The 19,361-nt window shown below is 65.5% G+C and carries 21 protein-coding genes; 4 read left to right on the top strand and 17 right to left on the bottom strand.

Annotated features, from left to right (window positions below):
• The first annotated feature begins 43 nt into the window (after positions 1 to 43).
• Entirely contained in the window at positions 44 to 1,135 is a 1,092-nt protein-coding gene (locus tag QTI66_RS18270) for a porin (RefSeq protein WP_286561252.1), read from the top strand.
• Positions 1,136 to 1,338: 203 nt separating this feature from the next.
• Positions 1,339 to 2,157 (top strand): transglutaminase-like domain-containing protein, encoded by an 819-nt coding sequence (locus QTI66_RS18265; RefSeq protein WP_286561251.1) that lies wholly within the window; start codon positions 1,339 to 1,341, stop codon positions 2,155 to 2,157.
• A 33-nt stretch (positions 2,158 to 2,190) separates the two neighbouring features.
• Here QTI66_RS18265 and QTI66_RS18260 read toward each other — a convergent pair whose 3' ends face one another.
• Positions 2,191 to 2,607 (bottom strand): surface-adhesin E family protein, encoded by a 417-nt coding sequence (locus QTI66_RS18260; RefSeq protein ID WP_286561250.1) that lies wholly within the window; start codon positions 2,605 to 2,607, stop codon positions 2,191 to 2,193.
• 48 nt (positions 2,608 to 2,655) lie between these two features.
• Positions 2,656 to 3,309 carry a TetR/AcrR family transcriptional regulator gene (locus tag QTI66_RS18255; RefSeq protein WP_286561249.1) on the bottom strand — a complete coding sequence of 218 codons (654 nt, stop codon included), beginning with the start codon at positions 3,307 to 3,309 and terminating at the stop codon, positions 2,656 to 2,658.
• Between the two features lie 109 nt (positions 3,310 to 3,418).
• On the opposite strand from QTI66_RS18255, the gene QTI66_RS18250 reads away from it, so the two are divergent.
• Positions 3,419 to 4,237, top strand: coding sequence for a thioesterase family protein (locus QTI66_RS18250; protein WP_286561248.1), 819 nt, complete (start codon positions 3,419 to 3,421; stop codon positions 4,235 to 4,237).
• 15 nt (positions 4,238 to 4,252) lie between these two features.
• On the opposite strand, the gene QTI66_RS18245 is transcribed toward QTI66_RS18250, so the two are convergent.
• The 15 genes from QTI66_RS18245 to QTI66_RS18175 form a co-directional block, all read right to left on the bottom strand.
• On the bottom strand, positions 4,253 to 4,630 hold the full coding sequence (locus tag QTI66_RS18245; RefSeq protein ID WP_286561247.1) for a VOC family protein: 378 nt from the start codon (positions 4,628 to 4,630) through the stop codon (positions 4,253 to 4,255).
• Between the two features lie 109 nt (positions 4,631 to 4,739).
• The gene (locus tag QTI66_RS18240; protein WP_286561246.1) at positions 4,740 to 5,057 is read right to left on the bottom strand and encodes an EthD family reductase; all 318 of its coding nucleotides are present in this window, start codon (positions 5,055 to 5,057) and stop codon (positions 4,740 to 4,742) included.
• A 57-nt stretch (positions 5,058 to 5,114) separates the two neighbouring features.
• Positions 5,115 to 7,160 carry a phenylacetic acid degradation bifunctional protein PaaZ gene (gene paaZ, locus QTI66_RS18235; protein ID WP_286561245.1) on the bottom strand — a complete coding sequence of 682 codons (2,046 nt, stop codon included), beginning with the start codon at positions 7,158 to 7,160 and terminating at the stop codon, positions 5,115 to 5,117.
• A gap of 28 nt (positions 7,161 to 7,188) precedes the next feature.
• Positions 7,189 to 7,950 carry an ABC transporter ATP-binding protein gene (locus tag QTI66_RS18230; RefSeq protein WP_286561244.1) on the bottom strand — a complete coding sequence of 254 codons (762 nt, stop codon included), beginning with the start codon at positions 7,948 to 7,950 and terminating at the stop codon, positions 7,189 to 7,191.
• Positions 7,947 to 9,815 (bottom strand): branched-chain amino acid ABC transporter ATP-binding protein/permease, encoded by a 1,869-nt coding sequence (locus tag QTI66_RS18225; protein WP_286561243.1) that lies wholly within the window; start codon positions 9,813 to 9,815, stop codon positions 7,947 to 7,949. The genes QTI66_RS18230 and QTI66_RS18225 overlap by 4 nt, the downstream gene beginning before the upstream one ends.
• On the bottom strand, positions 9,812 to 10,840 hold the full coding sequence (locus QTI66_RS18220) for a branched-chain amino acid ABC transporter permease (RefSeq protein WP_286561242.1): 1,029 nt from the start codon (positions 10,838 to 10,840) through the stop codon (positions 9,812 to 9,814). Before QTI66_RS18220 ends, QTI66_RS18225 begins: the two co-directional genes overlap by 4 nt.
• Before the next feature lie 134 nt (positions 10,841 to 10,974).
• Complete coding sequence (locus QTI66_RS18215; RefSeq protein WP_286561241.1) at positions 10,975 to 12,120, bottom strand: ABC transporter substrate-binding protein; 1,146 nt, start codon at positions 12,118 to 12,120, stop codon at positions 10,975 to 10,977.
• A 109-nt stretch (positions 12,121 to 12,229) separates the two neighbouring features.
• Positions 12,230 to 13,315, bottom strand: a complete 1,086-nt coding sequence (gene paaE / locus QTI66_RS18210; protein WP_286561240.1) for a 1,2-phenylacetyl-CoA epoxidase subunit PaaE — start codon at positions 13,313 to 13,315, stop codon at positions 12,230 to 12,232.
• Positions 13,316 to 13,324: 9 nt separating this feature from the next.
• Positions 13,325 to 13,855: a 1,2-phenylacetyl-CoA epoxidase subunit PaaD gene (gene paaD, locus QTI66_RS18205; protein ID WP_286561239.1), complete on the bottom strand. Its 531-nt coding sequence runs from the start codon at positions 13,853 to 13,855 to the stop codon at positions 13,325 to 13,327.
• Positions 13,855 to 14,631 carry a 1,2-phenylacetyl-CoA epoxidase subunit PaaC gene (gene paaC / locus QTI66_RS18200; RefSeq protein WP_286561238.1) on the bottom strand — a complete coding sequence of 259 codons (777 nt, stop codon included), beginning with the start codon at positions 14,629 to 14,631 and terminating at the stop codon, positions 13,855 to 13,857. Before paaC ends, paaD begins: the two co-directional genes overlap by 1 nt.
• A 7-nt stretch (positions 14,632 to 14,638) precedes the next feature.
• The gene (gene paaB, locus QTI66_RS18195; RefSeq protein ID WP_286561237.1) at positions 14,639 to 14,929 is read right to left on the bottom strand and encodes a 1,2-phenylacetyl-CoA epoxidase subunit PaaB; all 291 of its coding nucleotides are present in this window, start codon (positions 14,927 to 14,929) and stop codon (positions 14,639 to 14,641) included.
• On the bottom strand, positions 14,926 to 15,936 hold the full coding sequence (gene paaA, locus QTI66_RS18190; protein WP_286561236.1) for a 1,2-phenylacetyl-CoA epoxidase subunit PaaA: 1,011 nt from the start codon (positions 15,934 to 15,936) through the stop codon (positions 14,926 to 14,928). Before paaA ends, paaB begins: the two co-directional genes overlap by 4 nt.
• A 23-nt stretch (positions 15,937 to 15,959) precedes the next feature.
• Positions 15,960 to 17,273, bottom strand: coding sequence for a phenylacetate--CoA ligase PaaK (paaK, locus tag QTI66_RS18185; protein ID WP_286561234.1), 1,314 nt, complete (start codon positions 17,271 to 17,273; stop codon positions 15,960 to 15,962).
• Between the two features lie 31 nt (positions 17,274 to 17,304).
• Complete coding sequence (gene paaI, locus QTI66_RS18180) at positions 17,305 to 17,745, bottom strand: hydroxyphenylacetyl-CoA thioesterase PaaI (RefSeq protein ID WP_286561233.1); 441 nt, start codon at positions 17,743 to 17,745, stop codon at positions 17,305 to 17,307.
• A gap of 6 nt (positions 17,746 to 17,751) precedes the next feature.
• Positions 17,752 to 18,537 (bottom strand): enoyl-CoA hydratase-related protein, encoded by a 786-nt coding sequence (locus tag QTI66_RS18175; protein WP_286561232.1) that lies wholly within the window; start codon positions 18,535 to 18,537, stop codon positions 17,752 to 17,754.
• A gap of 174 nt (positions 18,538 to 18,711) precedes the next feature.
• Here QTI66_RS18175 and QTI66_RS18170 point away from each other — a divergent pair, with 174 nt between their 5' ends.
• Positions 18,712 to 19,314: a phenylacetic acid degradation protein PaaY gene (locus tag QTI66_RS18170; RefSeq protein WP_286561231.1), complete on the top strand. Its 603-nt coding sequence runs from the start codon at positions 18,712 to 18,714 to the stop codon at positions 19,312 to 19,314.
• Positions 19,315 to 19,361: the final 47 nt, after the last annotated feature.

The raw sequence follows: 19,361 nt of genomic DNA, 5'->3' as shown, positions 1-19,361 counted from the left end.
GCGTGTAATGGCGGCGGCTGCCGTTGACGGAGGAAAGAACTTTATGTCCAAGTCTCTTCTGCGCGTGCTGTTTGCGGGCGTCGGTCTTCTCGCTGCAAGCGCGACATACGCGCAGGATTCCCTTCAGATCTACGGCATTGCGGACACGTATGTCGAAGGCATCAGCGGGGGAGGCGGCTCGATCTGGCGTCTTCAGTCAGGCGGGCGTTCGGCTTCGCGCCTGGGATTCAAGGGCCGCGAAGATCTTGGCGGCGGCCTGTATTCCGTGTTCACGCTGGAAATGGGCATCAACTTCGACGATGGCTCGACCGGCCAGGGCTCGACCTTCGGCCGCCAGTCCTTTGTTGGCGTCGGCGATGAGCGCTTCGGCGCGGTCACGCTGGGACGGCAATACACCGGCTTCTGGCACATCACCGACGAGTTCAGCGAGTTTTCCAATTCTCCCGACGGCCCCAGCAGCGCAACGGTGGGTGGCTTTGGCGGCTACGAGCCGGTGCGGGGGTCGGACGACAGCGCCACCGGGCACGGCGCACCAGCGCGCATCGACAACGCCGTGAAGTACGAAACACCCGTTTGGGGCGGCTTTCGCTTCGGGGTACAGGGGGGGTTTGGCGAAGTCGTCAACAACGCTGGCGGCAACCGCATATACGATGGCTACGCCCGCTATGACCAAGGGCCGGTGGACCTGGCCCTTGGAGTCGTGGACGACAAGGGCGGCAGCGTGTCGCCGCTCGCGCACCGGCGCAGCTGGATCGTCGGAGCCGCCTACAGCTTCGGCAACCTGAGCTTCAAGGGTGCCTTCCTGTTCGTGGACGATCGCACGCCCACCAACCTCGACGGCTCGGGCTGGTGGCTTGGCGCGGACTACAAGTTCGGCGTGAACCTGGTGAAGATCCAGTATGTGGAGAACCGGCCCAAGTACATCGACGACGCCAAGACGCAGGGGCTGGGCGTTCAGTACGAGTACACGCTGTCCAAGCGCACCTTGCTCTACACCGGCGTGACCTACTTCAAGAACCAGGAAAACGCGGGCTCGGGCCTGGGGCGCGCTTCCTTCACCATTCCCGCTGGCGTCACCAACACCGTCGACAACGACCTCACGGAATGGGTCGGCGGCATTCGCTTCTCGTTCTGAGTTCAGCCGGTAGCGTTACAAACGGACGCCAATTTGCCGGCACCCATGGTGGTGCGCATGGCCCATCGCGGGGATATCGCGGGGATATATGCACCTCGCGAGTGCCGGTGCGTCGCCGCGCGCATGGCTGATCAACATTGCCCTACGCAAGCTCAGGCAAGCCGCGACGCCTTGCGCGACCGATCGCTTATAGAGTGCGTTGCATGCTCATCAAGATCGGCTTTGACATCGAACTCGGGGTCGCTTCGCCGACTTCGCTCATCTACCTGCTGCAGGTTCACCCCACGCGTGCGGCGGATGTCCAGGGGATGGAAAACATCACCATCAGCCCACCGCTGGCCACCGACTACTACCTCGACGGCTTCGACAACCAGTGCGCGCGCGTGCATGTGGACAGCGGCATCTCCAGGATCCGCATCCGCAACGAATCGCTGGTGTACGACAGCGGCCTGCCGGACCCGCAATCCCCCGGCGCGATCCAGATTGCGCCGGCCGACCTGCCGGTGGAAACGCTGCGCTTCCTGCTGCCCAGCCGCTATTGCGAAGTCGACAGCGAACTGCTGCAGTTCGCGTGGGACCGCTTTGGCACCACGCCGCTGGGCTGGCAACGCGTGCAGGCCATCTGCGACTTCGTGCACCAGCACCTGGCCTTCGACTACCAGCGCGCGCACCCCACGCGCAGCGCCCTGAGCGCCTTTCGCGAACGCACCGGTGTGTGCCGCGACTTCACGCACCTGGCCATCACCCTGTGCCGGTGCATGAACATTCCTGCGCGCTACGTGACGGGCTACCTCGGCGACATCGGCGTGCCGCCGGTGCCCTACCCGATGGATTTCAGCGCGTGGTTCGAGGTGTACCTGGGCGACCGGTGGCACACCTTCGATGCACGCCACAACACGCCGCGCATCGGCCGCATCGTCATCGCGCGCGGGCGCGACGCGGCGGATGTGCCGATCACGATGGTGTTCGGCGCCAACACGCTGGAGCGCTTTGAAGTCACGACGGAAGAAGTGGCTGGTTGAGCCGCGCTGAACGGCTGAGCCGCGTTCAATGGCCTAAGCAGCGCTGTGGCAGGCCGCACGCACGATGCGCCCGGTCGGGTTCGGCTCGACGTCAAGGAAGAGCATCGGCTTGGGGTTGCTGGAATAGTCCGTCGCCTGGTGCGGATCGCCACGCCACAGGGGCTGCATGTAGAAAATGGCATCCACGTAGTGCGCCCGCATGACGCGGCAATCGAAGCGAACGCGCGCGTGGTACGACCTGTAGGGAACGCCCTCCCAGTTGCGGCGCTCCTGCGAGCGGTTGACGCGCAAGGTCATGGTCTTGAAGTCGCCATTGACCTGAAGCGCCACCGGATCCACCTGCACCGTGTTGACCGTCGCCACGCGCGGGTCACCGGTGACCGTGAGCCACTCCGCAAGGGCTTGCGTGGCGCACGCGCCCAAGCCCAGCAATAACAACCACCTCTTCACGCCACCCTCTCCATCGGAAAACAACGATTGTAAAGAAAGCTTAACGGCTCAAGCCGCGGGGGACAGCCGAATGCCTTTCAGGTACGCCCACACGGTGCGCCGGGCGAATTGCGCCATGGCCTGCATGTCCGGCACGCCGCCGGCATGGATGAAGGTGTGCGAGACGACGCCGTAGAGCACGGCGTGGCTCACCCGCGCCGCTTCGTGCGACAGGGCGTCGGGCAGCGCATCGCTGGCCGTGGCAAAGGCCGCGGCCCATTCATCGACGAAGCGCTCATACATCTTGCGATAGGCGTCCGAGCTCGACAGGTGGCGTTCGAGGAGGTAGTGCGCGCCCCACTCCTGCGGATGCAGGCTGTGCGCCGCGACTTGCGCGTCGATGATGGCATCGGCGATTTCCTGCAACGGCCGACCGGCGCGCGCCAGCGCTGCATTGCGGGTGTCCATCAACAGCGCCTTCGAGCGCAGGTGCAGGCACACGCGCGCCAGGTCTTCCTTGCCGGCGAAGTATTCGTAGAAGCTGCCCAGGCCCGTGCCGGCCACGGAAACGATCTCGCGGATGGTGATGCCGGCGTAGCCGCGCTCGACCAGCAGGCGCACGAAGGCCTCCTGCAAGGCGCGCGAGGTGTGGTGGGCGCGGGACTGGCGGGGCTTTCTCCTCGGGGCAGCAGGCGAAGGCGATCGGTTGGCTTTGGGCTTCATGCCTTGGGATACGGGCGCAGGGAAGATGGAGTCTGTCTACAATTTTTCGAAACCGTCCGGCATTCTCGCCTGCCGGCAACATACAAAGACCCGACAAGGCAAACACGAGATGACCGATACCGCGCAATCCATTCCAGCCTGGGTCTACAGCCGCAAGGGCGACGCGTGGCACCCCACCGTCCATGCGCGCGGCCCCTGGGACCCGCGTGCGCAACACGGCGGCGCGCCCGCTGCGCTGCTCGTCCACGTGGCGGAAAGCGCGGTGGAAGGCCCTGGCTGGCAGCTCGCGCGGCTCACCCTCGAACTGATCCGCCCTGTGCCGCTGGCGCCGCTCACCACGCGTTGCACCGTGCAGCCCGCACGCTCCACGGCGCGGGTCTACATCGACCTGTACGCGGGCGAAACGCTCATCGCAAAGGCGCACGGCTTGATGCTTCGCCAGCATGCACTGAACTTGCCCGCTGGAATGCCGGGCTGGTCGCCGTCGCAACTGCTGCCCTCGCCTGGCGACTGCAAGGATCCGCTTCGCATTGCCGGATTGCCCGGGGGAACGTCTTTCTACGGAACCGCCATGGAAACGCGCAATGCGCAGGGCGACCCATCGCGACCCGGGCCCGGCGCCGCGTGGTTCCGCCTGGTGCTGCCTTTCTTCGAGCACGCCCCGACCTCCCCCGCGATGCGGGCGGCCGCCGCGGCGGATTTCGGAAACGGGTTGAGCTGGGTGCTGCCCGCCGAGCGCTATGTGTTCACCAATGCGGACCTCTCGCTGCACCTGCACCGGCAGCCGGTCGGCGAATGGATCGGGCTTCAGTCGGAGACGCAGGCCGACGCAAGCGGCGGCGGCACCACACGCACGAACCTGTTCGACGAACAGGGCGTCATCGGCGTGGCGGTGCAGACGCTGGTGATGCGCGAGCGCGGCGCCTGAGCGCCTTGCTGCGGCCTATCCGAGCGTCTGGATGATCGCCATGATGTTGCCCTCGGTGTCCTTGAACCACGCCGCCTTGGCCCCGCCGGCGGTGACGATGCCGTTGGCGTCCGAGCCCGGCATGTCGTAGTGCTCGAACAGGACGCCGCGCGCTTTCAGCTCCGCGACTTCCTTTTCAATGTCCTTCACGTCCCAGAAGGCCTGGCTCGCCTGCGACGTTCCGGCGTTCGGGGTGGGATACAGGAAGCAGGAGGTGCCGCCAGCGCAGTTGTAGGCGACACCGCCGCCCGTTTCGGCGCCCGGCTTGAAGCCGAGCTTTTCTTCGTAGAACTTGCGCGCGCGGGCCACATCCTTGGCGGGGATGTACGCGTACATGGGAGCTTCTTGCAGCATCGCTTTCTCCGGTCGGTCAGACAGAAGCGAAGACTACTGCGATGTGGCGAACCCGGCTGTCGGTGAACGACTACGCCGGGCTTGCATTTTCAGCGTTGACGTGCGGTGCCTACGCCGGCTTTTTCACCGTCGACAGCTGGATCACCGGCTGCGCGTCCGTGTAGTTGGGGATGTCCTTCATGATCTCGTCCGCGTGCGGTCCGAAGGCCGCGCCGAAGGTGTCGGCCGAATCGAAATACATGTGCACGGCGGCCACGAAAGGCGGCTTGCTGCCCGGGGCCCCACCCGCGACGCCCTCGTCGACCTCGTACTTGTGCAGGGCGGCGCCGCACCGGTTCGCAACCAGCGGCATGTGCTTGTTGAGGTAGTAGTCCATGTCGAACTTGCGACCTTCGGCGTTCGGGTACAGGACGGTGACCTTGAGCATAGGGATGTCTCCTTTTGTTGGTGAGTCGAGCAATGTACTGCGGAAGTTCTCGCTGCGTCAGTTGTGCTTGGACACGAGTGTGAGGATGTCGTAGCTCGCCACCACTTCGCCCAGCTGGTTGGTCACTTCCACGTCCCACGCCACCACGCCCTGCCCGACGCCGTTCGCGTCCTTGCGGTTGCGGTCGATCTTGCGCTTGCAGGTCAGGCGCGCGCGGATGGTGTCGCCAATGCCCACCGGCTTGACGAAGCGCAGCGTGTCCAGCCCGTAGTTGGCCAGCACCGGTCCTGGCGCGGGCGAGACGAAGAGACCTGCCGCCGCTGACAGCACGAAATAGCCGTGCGCGATGCGCTTGCCGAAGGGCGATTCCTTCGCCGCCACTTCGTCGAAATGCATGTAGAAATAGTCGCCGGAGATGCCGCCGAAGGCCACGATGTCGGCCTCGCTCACTGTGCGGCGGTGCGTGAGCAGCGAGTCGCCGATGGCCAGGTCTTCGAAGTGCTTGCGGAAGGGATGCTGGTCGCTTTCCTGCAGGGTGGCGCCGCGCATGTATTCGCCGGTGATGGCGGCGATCATGCTGGGCGAGCCCTGCACGGCCGTGCGTTGCAAATAATGCTTCACCGCGCGGATGCCGCCGAGTTCCTCGCCACCGCCTGCGCGTCCCGGGCCGCCGTGCTTGAGCATCGGCAGCGGCGAGCCGTGGCCGGTGGATTCGACCGCCGCCTCGCGGTCGAGCACAAGGATGCGGCCGTGCAGCGCCGCCACCGCCGGCACGACACGCGCCGCCGTTTTCGGATCGCGCGTGACCAGCGTGCCGACCAGGCTGCCGCGTCCGCGGGCGGCCAGCGCCATGGCTTCGTCGATGCCGTCGTAGGCCATCAGCGTGCTGACGGGGCCGAAGGCTTCGACGTCGTGCACGGCGTCGTGCTGCATCGGCTTGCGGCTGAGCAGCAGCGTGGGCGAGAAGAAGGCGCCTTCGCCCACGCCCTCGCCCACGGGGTTGAATCCATCGCGCTCGCCGTAGACCAGTTCCGCGCCCTGCATCAGGGTGGCGACGCGTTCGGACACGTCGGCGAACTGTGCGCGTGAGGCCAGCGCGCCCATGCGCACGTCTTCGCGGGACGGGTCGCCGACGACGGTCTTGGCAAGCCGTGCGCGCAGCTTTTCAGCGACGGCGTCCACGTGCTGGCGCGGCACGATCGCGCGGCGGATGGCGGTGCATTTCTGGCCGGCTTTCACGGTCATCTCGCGCGCCACTTCCTTGACGAAGAGGTCGAACTCCTCATCGTCCGGCGTGACGTCGGGCGCAAGGATCGCGCAGTTGAGCGAGTCGGCTTCGGCGTTGAAAGGGATCGACTGGCGCACCACGTTCGGGTGAACGCGCAGCTTGGCGGCCGTGTCGGCAGATCCGGTGAAGGTGACGAAGTCCGAGCCGTCGAGGCGGTCGAGCAGGTCGCCCGTGCCGCCGATGATCAGTTGCAGGCTGCCCTCGGGCAGCAGGCCGGATTCGTTGATCAGGCGCATCAGCGCTTCGGTCAGATAGCTCGTCGATGTCGCGGGCTTGCCGATGCAGGGCATGCCGGCCAGGAAGCTGGGCGCGAACTTTTCGAGCAGTCCCCACACGGGGAAGTTGAAGGCGTTGATGTGCACCGCGACACCGTTGCGCGGCACGAGGATGTGCGTGCCGGCAAAGCCGCCCTTCTTGCCCAGCGGGATCGCGGGGCCTTCGTGCACGAGGTTGCCCGAAGGCAGCTCGTTGCTGCCCATGCTGGCGTAGGCCATCAGGGTGCCGGCGCCGCCTTCGATGTCGATCCAGCTGTCGGCACGCGTGGCGCCGGTGTGCGTGGAAATCGCGTAAAGCTTTTCCTTGTTCTGCGCAAGGTACTTGCCCAATGCCTTCAGGCGTTCGGCACGTTGCTGGAAGTCGAGCGCCAGCAGCGCTGGCAAACCCACCTTGCGCGCGTGCGTCAAGGCCTCGCCGAAGTCGAGCGATTCGGCATGCGTGGCCGCCACCCGTTGGCCGTTGACGGCGCTGCGCAACTCTTGCGCGGCCTCGGTGCCGATCCAGCGGCCGGCGATATAGCTCTGGAGAACAGAAGTCATCTATCAAGTCCCTTTTGTGATCTGAAATTCAGGCGGCAGCGGCCGCCGCTTCGCTGTTGTTGCGTTGCGCGTTGCCCATGCCGAGGTAGGTGTCGATGATCCGCCGGTCATGCAGCAGGTCCGACGCCTTGCCCGAGAGCGCCACCGCGCCGGTTTCCAGCACGTAGCCGCGGTCGGCCACCTGCAAGGCGGCGCGCGCGTTCTGCTCCACGAGCAGCACCGAGACGCCGTGGCTGCGCAGCGAGGAGACCACCTGCAGCACTTCGCGCACGATGAGCGGCGCCAGGCCCAGCGAGGGTTCGTCGAGCATCAGCAGGTGCGGACGCGCCATGAGCGCGCGGCCGATGGCCAGCATCTGCCGCTCTCCGCCCGAAAGCGTCGAAGCCATCTGGCCGCGGCGCTCGCGCATGCGCGGAAAGATCTGGAAGACTTCGTCCATGCGCGCCTTCTGGTCGCGCTTGCCCTTGCGCCAGCGGTAGAAGCCGCCGAGCAGCAGGTTGTCTTCCACCGACATTTCGCCGAACAGCTCGCGCTTTTCCGGCACCAGTGCCACGCCGCGCGAGACCATGGCCTCGACGGTCGGCCGGGCGATGCGGTCGCCCGAAAGCGCGAGCGAGCCGGTGGAAGGCAGCAGGCCCATCACCGCGCACAGCAGCGTGGTTTTTCCTGCGCCGTTGGGGCCGATGACGGTGACGATTTCGCCTTCGTTCACGTCGAGCTTGACGCTGTGCAGCGCCTCGACGCTGCCGTAGGCGACGCTGAAGCCATCGAGTTGAAGCAGGTTGGTCATTGTTCACCGCCTAGGTAGGCGTCGAGCACGCGCGGATTCACCTGGATTTCGGCGGGCGTGCCCTCGGCGATGACGGTGCCGAACTCCAGCACCGTGATGCGGTCGGCGAGGTTCATCACGAACTCCATGTCGTGTTCGACCACGAGGATGCCCAGGCCTTCCGCGCGCAGTTGCGACAGCAGTTCGGCCAAGGCGCGTTTTTCAAGATGCCGCAGGCCGGCGGCGGGTTCGTCCAGCAGCAGGACTGCGGGCTGCGCCGCCAAAGCACGCGCGATTTCCACCACGCGTTGCTGGCCCAGCGCGAGCGATGCCGCAGGCGCATCGGCATGCGCGCCGAGTCCACAGCGCTCGATCTGGTGACGTGCTTCGGCGAGCAATGCGGCTTCTTCGCCGCGATCGAGGCGCAGCATCGAGGCAATCCATCCACGGTGCGCACGCAGGTGTGCGCCCAGGGCCACGTTCTCGATCACGCTGCGCTGGCCGAGCAGGCGAACGTGCTGGAAGGTGCGGCCCAATCCCAGCGCCGCGAAGGCGCGGGCGGGTGATTGATGCATGGGCTTGTCCATCAGCCGCACTTCGCCTTCGGTCGGGTCGTCCACGCCCGAGATCATGTTGAAGAAAGTGCTCTTGCCCGCGCCGTTGGGCCCGATCAGTGCGTGGATTTCGCCAGCCTTGACGTTCATCGAGACGTCGTTGTTGGCGACCAGCCCGCCGAAGCGCTTCGTGACCTTCAACGACTGCAGCAACACCGTGCCGCGCGCCGGCAATTCGCGACGCGCCAAGGTGGCGACGGCACGCGGCGCACGCGCCACATCGGGCCGCAGGAAGCGCTGCCCCAGTCGCTCCAGCGAGGGCCACAGGCCTTCGGCAAAGCGCTGCAACACGAAGAGCATCAACAGGCCGAACACGATCACTTCGAAGTTGCCGCTGGTGCCCAGCAGGCCCGGCAGGATGTCCTGCAACTTCTCCTTGAGCAGCGTGATGAGCGCCGCGCCGAGCACCGCGCCCCACAGATGGCCCGCGCCGCCCACCACGGCCATGAACAGGTATTCGATACCGATGTTCAGGTTGAAGGGCGTCGGGTTGACGAAGCGCTGCATGTGGGCATACAGCCAGCCCGAGATGGCCGCCAGCAGGGCCGCCAGCACGAAGAGCTTGATGCGATAGCGGGCCGTGTCCACGCCCATCGACTCCGCCATCAGGCGCCCGCTCTTGAGCGCACGCACCGCGCGGCCTTCGCGCGAATCGAGCAGGTTGTGCAGCACCCACAAGCCAAGGAGCAGCACTGCCCAGATGACGATGCCCAGCGCACGCGGCGAAGCCAGCGAGAAGCCCGCGATCACCAGCGGCGGAATGCCGGTGATGCCGGTCTGCCCGCCCAGGAACTCCATGTTGCCGAAGAGGTAGTAAAGGCTCAGCCCCCACGCGATGGTGCACAGCGGCAGGTAGTGGCCTTGCAACTTGACGGTGATGGCGCCCAGCGCCCACGCGAGCGCAAAGGTCAGCACGAGGCCGAGCAGCAGGCCCACCCACGGCAAGCCCGCCGCACCGACGATGGCGCCGATGCTGGCGGCCGCCATCGGCGAGGTGCAGGCCCATGCGGTGGCATAGGCGCCCATGCCGACGAACGCGGCCTGGCCGAAGGACGTCATGCCGCCCACGCCGGTGAGCATGGCAAGCCCGACGGCGACGATGGCGTACAGGCCGATATAGCTCATCACCACGACGGTGAATTCGGGGAGGAAGCCCCACGCCAGTGCCAATGCGAGGACGGCAGCCAGCGTGAGGTGTCGCCGTGTCATGAAGCCCGCATTCGATGCCGAAGTCGCGACGACCACAGGCTTGTTGTCGATGGACGCGCTCATTCCTCGTCCTCCACGTGATGGCTGCGTAGCGAGCGCCACCACAGCACCGGAATGATGAGTGTGAACACCATCACCTCCTTGAACGCACTGGCCCAGAAAGAAGAAAAGGCCTCCAGTTGCCCGACCAGCAGCGCGCCGAGCAAGGCGACCGGATAGCTCGCCAGGCCACCGACGATGGCTGCAACGAAACCCTTGAGGCCGATCAGGAAGCCGGTGTCGTAGTACACCGTGGTGAGCGGCGCGATCAGCAGGCCCGAAATGGCGCCGATCAGCGCCGCCAGCGCAAAGCTCAGGTCACCCGACAGTTCCGTCGGGATGCCCATCAGTCGCGCGCCCACGCGGTTCATCGCCGTGGCGCGCAAGGCCTTGCCCACCATCGAGCGCCCGAAGAACTGGAACATCAGGATCACCAGCACCAGGGTGACACCGATGACCACCAGCGACTGGCCGGTGACCTGCAACCCGCCCACGCTGAAGCTGGCATCCGAGAAGGCCGGCGTGCGCGAACCCTCGGCACCGAAGAACAGCAAACCCAAGCCGACCAGCACGCCGTGCAGCGCCACCGACACGATCAGCAGCGTCAGCACCGTGGCGTTGACCAGCGGCCGGAAAGCCAGGCGATAGAGCAATGGCCCGAGCGGCGTGATGAGCACCAGCGTCGTGAAGGTTTGCGCCACGAGGCCAGTGGGCCACCAGCCCAGCACCAGCGCACTGGCCAGCGCCGGCAGGGCCACGCACCACAACAGCGCCGAAGTCCATTCGACGGTGGCGCCGCGCTTCCAGCGCCAGGCTTCCACGACCAGCACCACCGCGGCGAGCACCAGCAACAACCACAGCGTGGCGGGAACCTTGCCCGCCTGCATCATGGCCATCGAGAGCGCGCCGAATGCCACGAACTCGCCCTGCGGAATGAAGATGACGCGGGTCACGGAAAACACGAGCACGAGGGCCAGCGCCATCAGTGCGTACACCGCGCCGTTCACGAGGCCGTCCTGCCCGAGCAGCAAGGCGATCTGAGCATCCATGGTTGAGACCTTAGAGGGTGGGAAGATTTCGTGGCGAGCGCGCCGAGCCCGGGTCGAGGAGTGGAGCCGTACTCACGTACGGCGAGCACCGCAGGCCCGGGATCGGTGGGCGCAGTAGAAAGATTTCCATCCTCTCAGGGCTGGTACTTCCAGCCACCATTCTCGATCTTCACCATCACGCGGGCGCGCTGGTCCAGGCCGAGGTGGTCGGTGGGCGACATCGTGAAGATGCCGTGCGCGCCGGGCATTTCGCGGATCTGCTCCAGCGCGTCACGCAGGGCGGCGCGGAACTCCGGCGTGCCGGGTTGCGCCTTCTTCAAAGCCACAGGCACGGCAGTCGCCATGAGCAGGCCGGCATCCCAGGCGTGGGCGCCGAAGGTCGAGACGCTGCCCTTGCCGTTGGCCTCGGTGTAGGTCGCCACATAGGCGAGCGCACTCTTGCGCACCGGGTTGTTGGGCGGCAGCTGGTCTGCCACCAGCACCGGGCCGGCAGGCAGGAAGGTGCCTTCGACGTCCTTGCCGCCCACGCGCAGGAAGTCCGCGTTGGCCACGCCGTGGGTCTGGTACATCTTGCCGGCGTAGCCGCGTTCCTTGAGAGTTTTTTGCGGCAGCGCGGCGGGCGTGCCCGAGCCGGCGACCAGCACCGCGTCGGGCTTGGCGGCCAGTATCTTGAGCGTCTGGCCAGTGACCGAGGTGTCGCTGCGGCTGAAGCGCTCGTTCGCGACGATGGTCAGGCCCTTGAGGCCGGCGGCCTTGCCGAACTCCTGGAACCAGCCTTCGCCATACGCATCGGAAAAGCCGATGAAGCCAACCGTCTTGACGCCCGTGCGCTGCATGTGCTCGGCAATGGCCAGCGACATCATGATGTCGTTCTGCGGCGTCTTGAAGACCCACTTGCGCTTGTCGTCCATGGGCTCGACGATGCGTGCCGAAGCGGCCATCGAGATCATCGGCGTCTTGGCCTCGGAGATGACGTCGATCATCGCCAGCGAAGCCGGCGTGACGGTGGAACCGATCACCACGTCGACCTTGCTTTCAGCGATCAGCTTGCGCGTGTTGGCCACGGCTGCCGTGGTGTCAGACGCGTCGTCGAGCACGATGTAGTTGATCTTTTGCCCGCCGATGGTCTTGGGCATCAGGGCGATGGTGTTCTTTTCCGGAATGCCGAGCGATGCCGCCGGGCCGGTGGCCGACAGCGTGACGCCCACATTGATGTCGGCATGCGCGGCGAGCGCAACGCCAAGCAGACCTGCCAGCAACAGCGGTTTGAACGATTTCATGAGAAAGTCTCCGAGTAAAAATCAAGTGACGGGATAGGCAAATGCGCCAACCGTAGTGGACGGCTTTCGGGGTCAGGCCGTCATCGGGATGTACCCGCTGCGAGTCACATCAGCGTTCGTCGAATGAGAGCACCACGCGCTCGGTCAATGGATGCGCCTGGCAGGTCAGCACGAAACCATTGGCCACTTCCTTCTTGTCGAGCGCGAAGTTGCGCTCCATGCGCACTTCGCCTTCGATGAGCTTGGCGCGGCAGGTGCCGCACACACCGGAGGTGCAGGAATACGGCACTTCGAGCCCCGAAGCCGATGCGGCGTCGAGGATGCTGGGCTGGTTCTTGGTGAACGAGATCTCGCGCTGCAGGCCGTCGCGAATGATCACGATGCGCGCTGTTTCCGCGTCGCCCGGCTTGGCCTCGTGCACGACCGCGCCCACGGGACCGGTGGCCGGCAATGCCACGCCGAAGCGTTCAATGTGAATGCGCTCTTCGGGCACACCCGCTTCGAGCAGCGCCGCCTCGGCCTCGTCGTTCATCTGGAACGGACCGCAGACGTACACGTGGTCGATACCCGCAGCAGGCACGACGCTCTTGAGGAACTCGCCGATCTTCTCGCGGTTCATCACGCCGTGGTTGAGCGGCGAATCGGTGTGCTCGTCCGAGAACACGTGCTGCAAAACCAGCCGCGTCATGTAGCGGTTCTTGAGGTCTTCGATCTCTTCCTTGAACATCGTCGACTGCAAGAGACGGTTGCCATAGATGAGCGTGAAGCGGCTCATGGGTTCGCGCGCCAGCACCGTCTTCATGATCGACAGAATGGGCGTGATGCCGCTGCCGCCGGCGATGCCGACGTGGTGGCGCTTCGACGTGGAATCGAGCGGCACGAAGAAGCGGCCTTGCGGCGCCATCACGCTCACGGTGTGGCCGGGTTGCAGGTGCGTGTTGATCCAGTTGGAAAACACGCCGCCGCGCACCTTGCGCACGCCGACGCGCAACTCGCCATCGTCGACGCCGGCGCAAATCGAATACGAACGGCGCAGGTCCTGCCCGTCGATGTCGGTGCGCAGCGTGAGGTATTGGCCTTGTGTGAAGCCGAACACTTCGCGCAGATTGGGCGGTACGTCGAAAGTGACGACAACCGCTTCCTGCGTGTCGGGCTCGATCGACTTCACTTGCAGTGGGTGGAACATGACGCTCATGGCAGGCGATCAGATGGGTTTGAAATGTTCGAAAGGCTCTTTGCACGTGAGGCAGCGATAGATCGCCTTGCACGCGGTGGAACCGAAAGCCGCGAGTCGCTCGGTGTGAAAGCTGCCGCAGCGCGGGCAGGCCAGCTTTTGTGCGTCGATGCGGCGGCCGAAGAAACGGATCGGAACGGCTTCGTTCGACGACGCCGGGCCGGGCGGCGCAATGCCGTACGCGCTCAGCTTCCGCTTCCCCTCTTCGCTGATCCAGTCCGTCGTCCACGCGGGTGCGCGGCGCAGGCTCACGCGAGCCGGCCCGAGGCCCGCTGCGTCGATGGCGGCCAGCACGTCGTGCTCGATCACCTCGGTCGCAGGACAGCCCGAATAGGTGGGCGTGAGCACGATCTCCAGGCCATCGTCATGCTCGATCACGTCGCGCACGATGCCCAGGTCACGCACCGACACGGCCGGCACTTCGGGGTCGAGCACCGTGGCAAGCACGTCCCAAGCCGCGAGGGCACGCGTGCTCGTGGCCACGTCCGCCACCGCTACCATCACCACACGCCTCCGGGGAAGCTGCGTTGCAAATATTGCATGTCCGCCAGGATGAATCCCATGTGCTCGCTGTGACGACCGCGCTTGCCGTCGCTGCGGAAAGCGGAATCCGCCGGCACGGCGAGGCCCGCTTCACCGAGGATCAATTCCATCTCGGCCTTCCACGGCGCCTGCAATTCAGACCACAGCGGACCGATGCCTTCCGCGCTGGCTTGCTCGTCGATGGGGTCGGTGTCGAACAGCTCGGACGCATAGCGCCACAGCTGGGCGAGCGCGGCTTCCATGCGCTGGCGCGATTCGTCGGTGCCATCACCCAAACGCACGACCCAGTCGCCCGAATGCTGCTGGTGATAGCGCGCTTCCTTCAGCGCCTTGCCGGCGATGGCGCGCACTTCATGGTCGCTGGACTGGCCCAGTCGCTCCCACAACAGCTTGAGCCAGGTCGAGACCATGGTGTTGCGCAGCACGCTGAAAGCGAAGTCGCCGCGCGGCAGCTCGACCATCGTGAGGTTGAAGTAGTCGCGCTCGTTGCGCAGGAAGGCGAGTTGGTCTTCGTCGTGTTGCCGCCCTTCGATTTCACCGGCGCGCGTCAGCAGGGCACGCGCCTGGCCGATCAGGTCGAGCGCGATGTTCGACATCGCGATGTCTTCTTCAAGAATGGGCGCATGGCCGCACCACTCGCCCAGGCGCTGCGCCAGGATGAGGCAGGTATCGCCGACGCGCAGCAGGTACTGCGCTTGCGGGTTCAGTTGGAGTTCGATGGATGCTGCGGACATGGCGTGCTCACATGTGGTCCACGGCCTTGGGCAGCTCGTAGAAAGTCGGATGGCGGTACACCTTGTCTTCGGACGGATCGAAGTACATGTCCTTGTCGCCCGGGTCGCTCGCCACGATCTGGTCGGAGCGCACCACCCACACGCTGCTGCCTTCCTGGCGGCGCGTGTACACGTCGCGTGCCATCTGGATGGCCATCTTCGGATCGGCGGCGTGCAGGCTGCCGCAATGCTTGTGGTCCAGGCCCGCCTTGCTGCGGACAAACACTTCCCACAGGGGCCATTCGTTTTGCGTGCTCATGCTGCTTCCTTCAAATTTGTTTGCTTGCGGGCGTGTTCGAGTGCGGCTTCGCGCACCCATTCGCCGTCTTCCCATGCCTTGACGCGGGCGCCCAGGCGTTCGGTGTTGCAAGGTCCGTCACCACCGATGACGCGCCAGAATTCGCTCCAGTCGATCGCGCCGTAGTCGTGCGCCTGGCGCTCTTCGTTCCACTTCAGATCGGGGTCGGGCAAGGTCACGCCGAGGATGCGCGCCTGCTCCACTGCGGCGTCGATGAACTTCTGGCGCAGGTCGTCGTTGCTGAAGCGCTTGATGCCCCAGCGCATCGATTGCGCGCTGTTGGGCGACTGGTCGTCCGGCGGGCCGAACATCATGATCGACGGCCACCACCAGCGATTGACCGCGTCCTGCACCATCGCCTTCTGCGCCTCGGTGCCCTTGGTCATCATGGTGAGCAGCGCTTCGTAGCCTTGGCGCTGATGAAAGCTCTCTTCGCGGCAGATGCGGATCATGGCCCGCGCATACGGCGCATAGGAGCACCGGCAGATCGGCACCTGGTTCATGATCGCCGCGCCATCCACCAGCCAGCCGATGGTGCCGATGTCGGCCCAGGTCAGCGTCGGGTAGTTGAAGATGGAGCTGTACTTGGCCTTGCCCGAATGCAGCGCGTCGAACATCTGGTCGCGCGAGGTGCCGAGTGTTTCAGCAGCGGCGTAGAGGTAGAGGCCGTGGCCGCCTTCGTCCTGCACCTTGGCCAGCAGGATGGCCTTGCGCTTCAGGGTCGGTGCACGCGTGATCCAGTTGCCTTCGGGCAGCATGCCGACGATTTCCGAATGCGCGTGCTGGCTGATCTGGCGCACCAGCGTCTTGCGGTAGTGCTCGGGCATCCAGTCCTTGGCCTCGATGAAGTCGCCGGCGTCGATGTGCGCGTCGAAGCGCTCTTCGAGCTGCATCTCCTCGGCGGAGCGAACGGCCTTCTTGCCGTCGCCGGCTTCCTTGCCCATGGTGTCCATCGCTTGCGTGTACATGGTCGTGTTCTCCTGTGTTCGGTTCAGCGGGGGCGGTTGTCGTAGACGCGGCGCGCCTTGCCGGTCAGCGTGCGTTCGATCTTTTCGGGGTCGAACACGCGCACGGCCGTGGAAATGCCCACCAGCGTCTTGATGCGGTGCTGCACCCAATGCGCCACCTCGACGCGGTCGCCATCGCTGACCGAGAGGCCGGGGCGCAGTTCGCAATGCACTTCGACCATGTCCAGCAGGCCGTCGCGGCTGATGTGCAACTGGTAGAGGCCGTTGAGCTTTTCATGCGCGAGCACGATCTCCTCGACCTGCGTCGGAAAGACGTTGACGCCGCGGATGATGAGCATGTCGTCGCTGCGGCCCACGATCTTGCCCATGCGGCGGAAGGAGCGCGAGGTCGGCGGCAACAGGCGCGTGAGGTCGCGCGTGCGGTAGCGGATGATGGGCATCGCTTCCTTGGTGAGCGAGGTGAACACCAGTTCGCCCTCTTCCCCATCGGCCACCAGTTCGCCCGTTTCGGGGTTGATGATCTCGGGGTAGAAATGGTCTTCCCAGATCACCGGGCCGTCCTTGCTTTCAACGCATTCGCTGGCCACGCCCGGGCCCATCACTTCCGACAGGCCGTAGATGTCGACGGCGTCGATGCCGGCCTTGTGCTCGATGTCCTGGCGCATGGCCTGCGTCCACGGCTCGGCTCCGAAGATGCCGACCTTGAGCGAGCTCTTCTGCGGATCCAGCCCCTGGCGCACGAACTCCTCGATGATCACCTGCATGTAGCTGGGTGTGACCATGATGATGTCCGGCTTGAAGTCGTTGATGAGCTGCACCTGCTTCTCGGTCTGTCCGCCCGACATGGGCACCACGGTGCATCCGGCGCGCTCTGCGCCATAGTGCGCGCCGAGGCCGCCGGTGAACAGGCCGTAGCCATAGGCCACGTGCACCATGTCGCCGGGCCGTCCGCCCGCGGCGCGGATCGAGCGGGCCACGAGGTCGGCCCAGGTGTCGATGTCATTCTTGGTGTAGCCGACCACCGTGGGCTTGCCGGTCGTGCCGGAGGACGCGTGGATGCGGGCCACCTTCTCGCGCGGCACGGCAAAAAGCCCGAAAGGATAGTTGTCGCGCAGGTCCGACTTCACGGTGAAGGGAAACTTCGCGAGGTCGCCCAGTTCCTTCAGATCACCCGGCTTCACGCCCTTGGCGTCGAAGGCCTTGCGGTAGTGCGGCACGTTGTCGTAGGCGCGCTGCAGCGTGGACTGGAGGCGCAACAGTTGCAAGTTGGCGATTTCGTCGCGGCTGGCTTTTTCGATGGGCGAGAGGTCGGCGGGTGCGCTGGTCTTGACGGTCATGTGGGTGGACTCCTTGAACTTTTGCGACGGCTCAGCGCGGCGTGACGGCCGGCTTGCCTTTCATGGTGTAGGAACGGCCGCGGAAGACGGCGATGCGCTCTCCGCGCTGGTTGGTGACTTCAGCGTCGTAGACGCCGGTGCGGCCGGCCTTCGACACTTCATGCGCATGAGCGCTGAGCAGGTCGTCCAGCCGCGCGGGCGCCACGAAGTCGACGGAGAAGGCAGACGCCACGGTCAGCTCGTTGTACGAGTTGCACGCAAAGGCGAAGGCCGAGTCAGCCAGCGTGGAAATCAGGCCGCCATGACAGGTGTCGTGGCCGTTGAGCATGTCTTCGCGCACGCGCATGGTCACCGTGGCGCAGCCGGGGGACACGTCGACGACCTGCATGCCGAGGGCGCGCGTGGCGCGGTCGTTTTGCAGCATGCCGTCGCGCACGAGTTCCGCGGTTTGCTGGGGGGTGGGTTGGCTCATTGGATATCAGCGGTCCGTGAAGTTGGGGGCGCGCTTGGCGCGGAACGCCTCCACGCCTTCGAGGTAGTCATGGGCGGCGCCGAGTCCGGTTTGGAGGCGCGCTTCGTTTTTCAGGGCGCCGACGAGGTCCATGTCCTGCGCAGCGGCGAACGCGTCGCGGATGACGGCCAGCGCGCGCGTGGGCATGGCGCACAGGCGTGTGGCCAGTGCGGCGGTGGCATCGGGCAGTGCGCCGTCTTCCACGCATTGCCAGATCATTCCCATTTGCGCTGCGTCCGCGGCGGGGATCTTGTCGCCCAACATGGCGATGCCCAGGGCGCGGGCGCTGCCGACCAGGCGCGGCAGCAGCCAGGTGCCACCGGTGTCGGGCACAAGACCGATCTTCGAAAACGCCTGGATGAAGCTGGCCGAACGCGTGGCCAGCACGAAGTCGCAGCAGAACGCGAGGTTGGCGCCGGCCCCTGCCGCAACGCCATTGACGGCCGCGATCACCGGAACGGGCATGGAGCGGATGCGCTCGACCAGCGGTAAATAGTGCGCCTCGATGAGCTTGCCCAAGTCCTTGCCGGGCGCGGCCTCCGGGTCGCCCAAGTCCTGCCCGGCGCAAAAGCCGCGGCCGGCGCCGGTGATGACCACGCAGCGAACGGATTCGCTTTGCGCCGCGTCATTCAGGGCTGCCAGCAACTGCGCATGCATGGCCGTCGTGAAGCTGTTCATGGCGGCCGGGCGGTTCAGCGTCAGGGTGCGGGTGGCACCTGCGTCCGTCACCAGGATCAGGGAATCCGTGCTCATCGTGTTGTCTCCTCCGGGCGAGAGTGGGGGGATCGTTGGCATGCCGGCCGTGCCTGAAAACACTATTGACCGACCGTTCGGTAGATTATAGGATTCGATCGTCGACAGGTTCAAGATGTTTTGATCTAGTGCAAACCCTGGTCGTCTGCAAAGTGCTATTCAAGGAGACACAACGTGCCCTGCTATTCCATCGAAGGCGTCGTGCCGGTCATCGACCCCACGGCCTATGTTCACCCCACTGCCGTCTTGATCGGCGACGTCATCGTGGGCCCCGGCTGCTATGTGGGCCCCTGCGCCAGCCTGCGCGGTGACTTCGGCCGCATCGTGCTGAAGGAAGGCGCCAACGTGCAGGACACCTGCGTCGTCCACGGCTTTCCGGACCAGGACACGGTCGTCGAAGAGAACGGCCACATCGGCCACGGCGCCGTGCTGCACAGCTGCATCGTGCGCCGCGATGCGCTGGTCGGCATGAACGCGGTCATCATGGACGAGGCCGAGATCGGCGCGCAATCCATCGTGGCTGCCTGCGCCTTCGTGTCCGCTGGCGTGAAGGTGCCGCCGCGAAGCCTCGTGGCCGGCATGCCCGCCAAGGTGAAGCGCGAGCTCACCGATGCCGAAGTGGCGTGGAAGCTGGAAGGCACCCTCACCTACCAGGAACTCACGCGGCGCTGCATGAAAAGCATGGTCGAGGTGGCGCCCCTGGCCGCGGTGGAAGCCCAGCGCCCGCGCGTTCAATACGCGCCGGTGCGCTCGCTCATCGACACCAAGCGCGGATAGCGCGCCGGCTCAGGCAAGATCGCGGCAGACAACATACAAAAACAGGA

The organism is Variovorax brevis (assembly GCF_030317105.1).
Classification (GTDB): domain Bacteria; phylum Pseudomonadota; class Gammaproteobacteria; order Burkholderiales; family Burkholderiaceae_C; genus Variovorax; species Variovorax brevis.
This window is presented reverse-complemented; position numbering and strand designations above follow the sequence as displayed.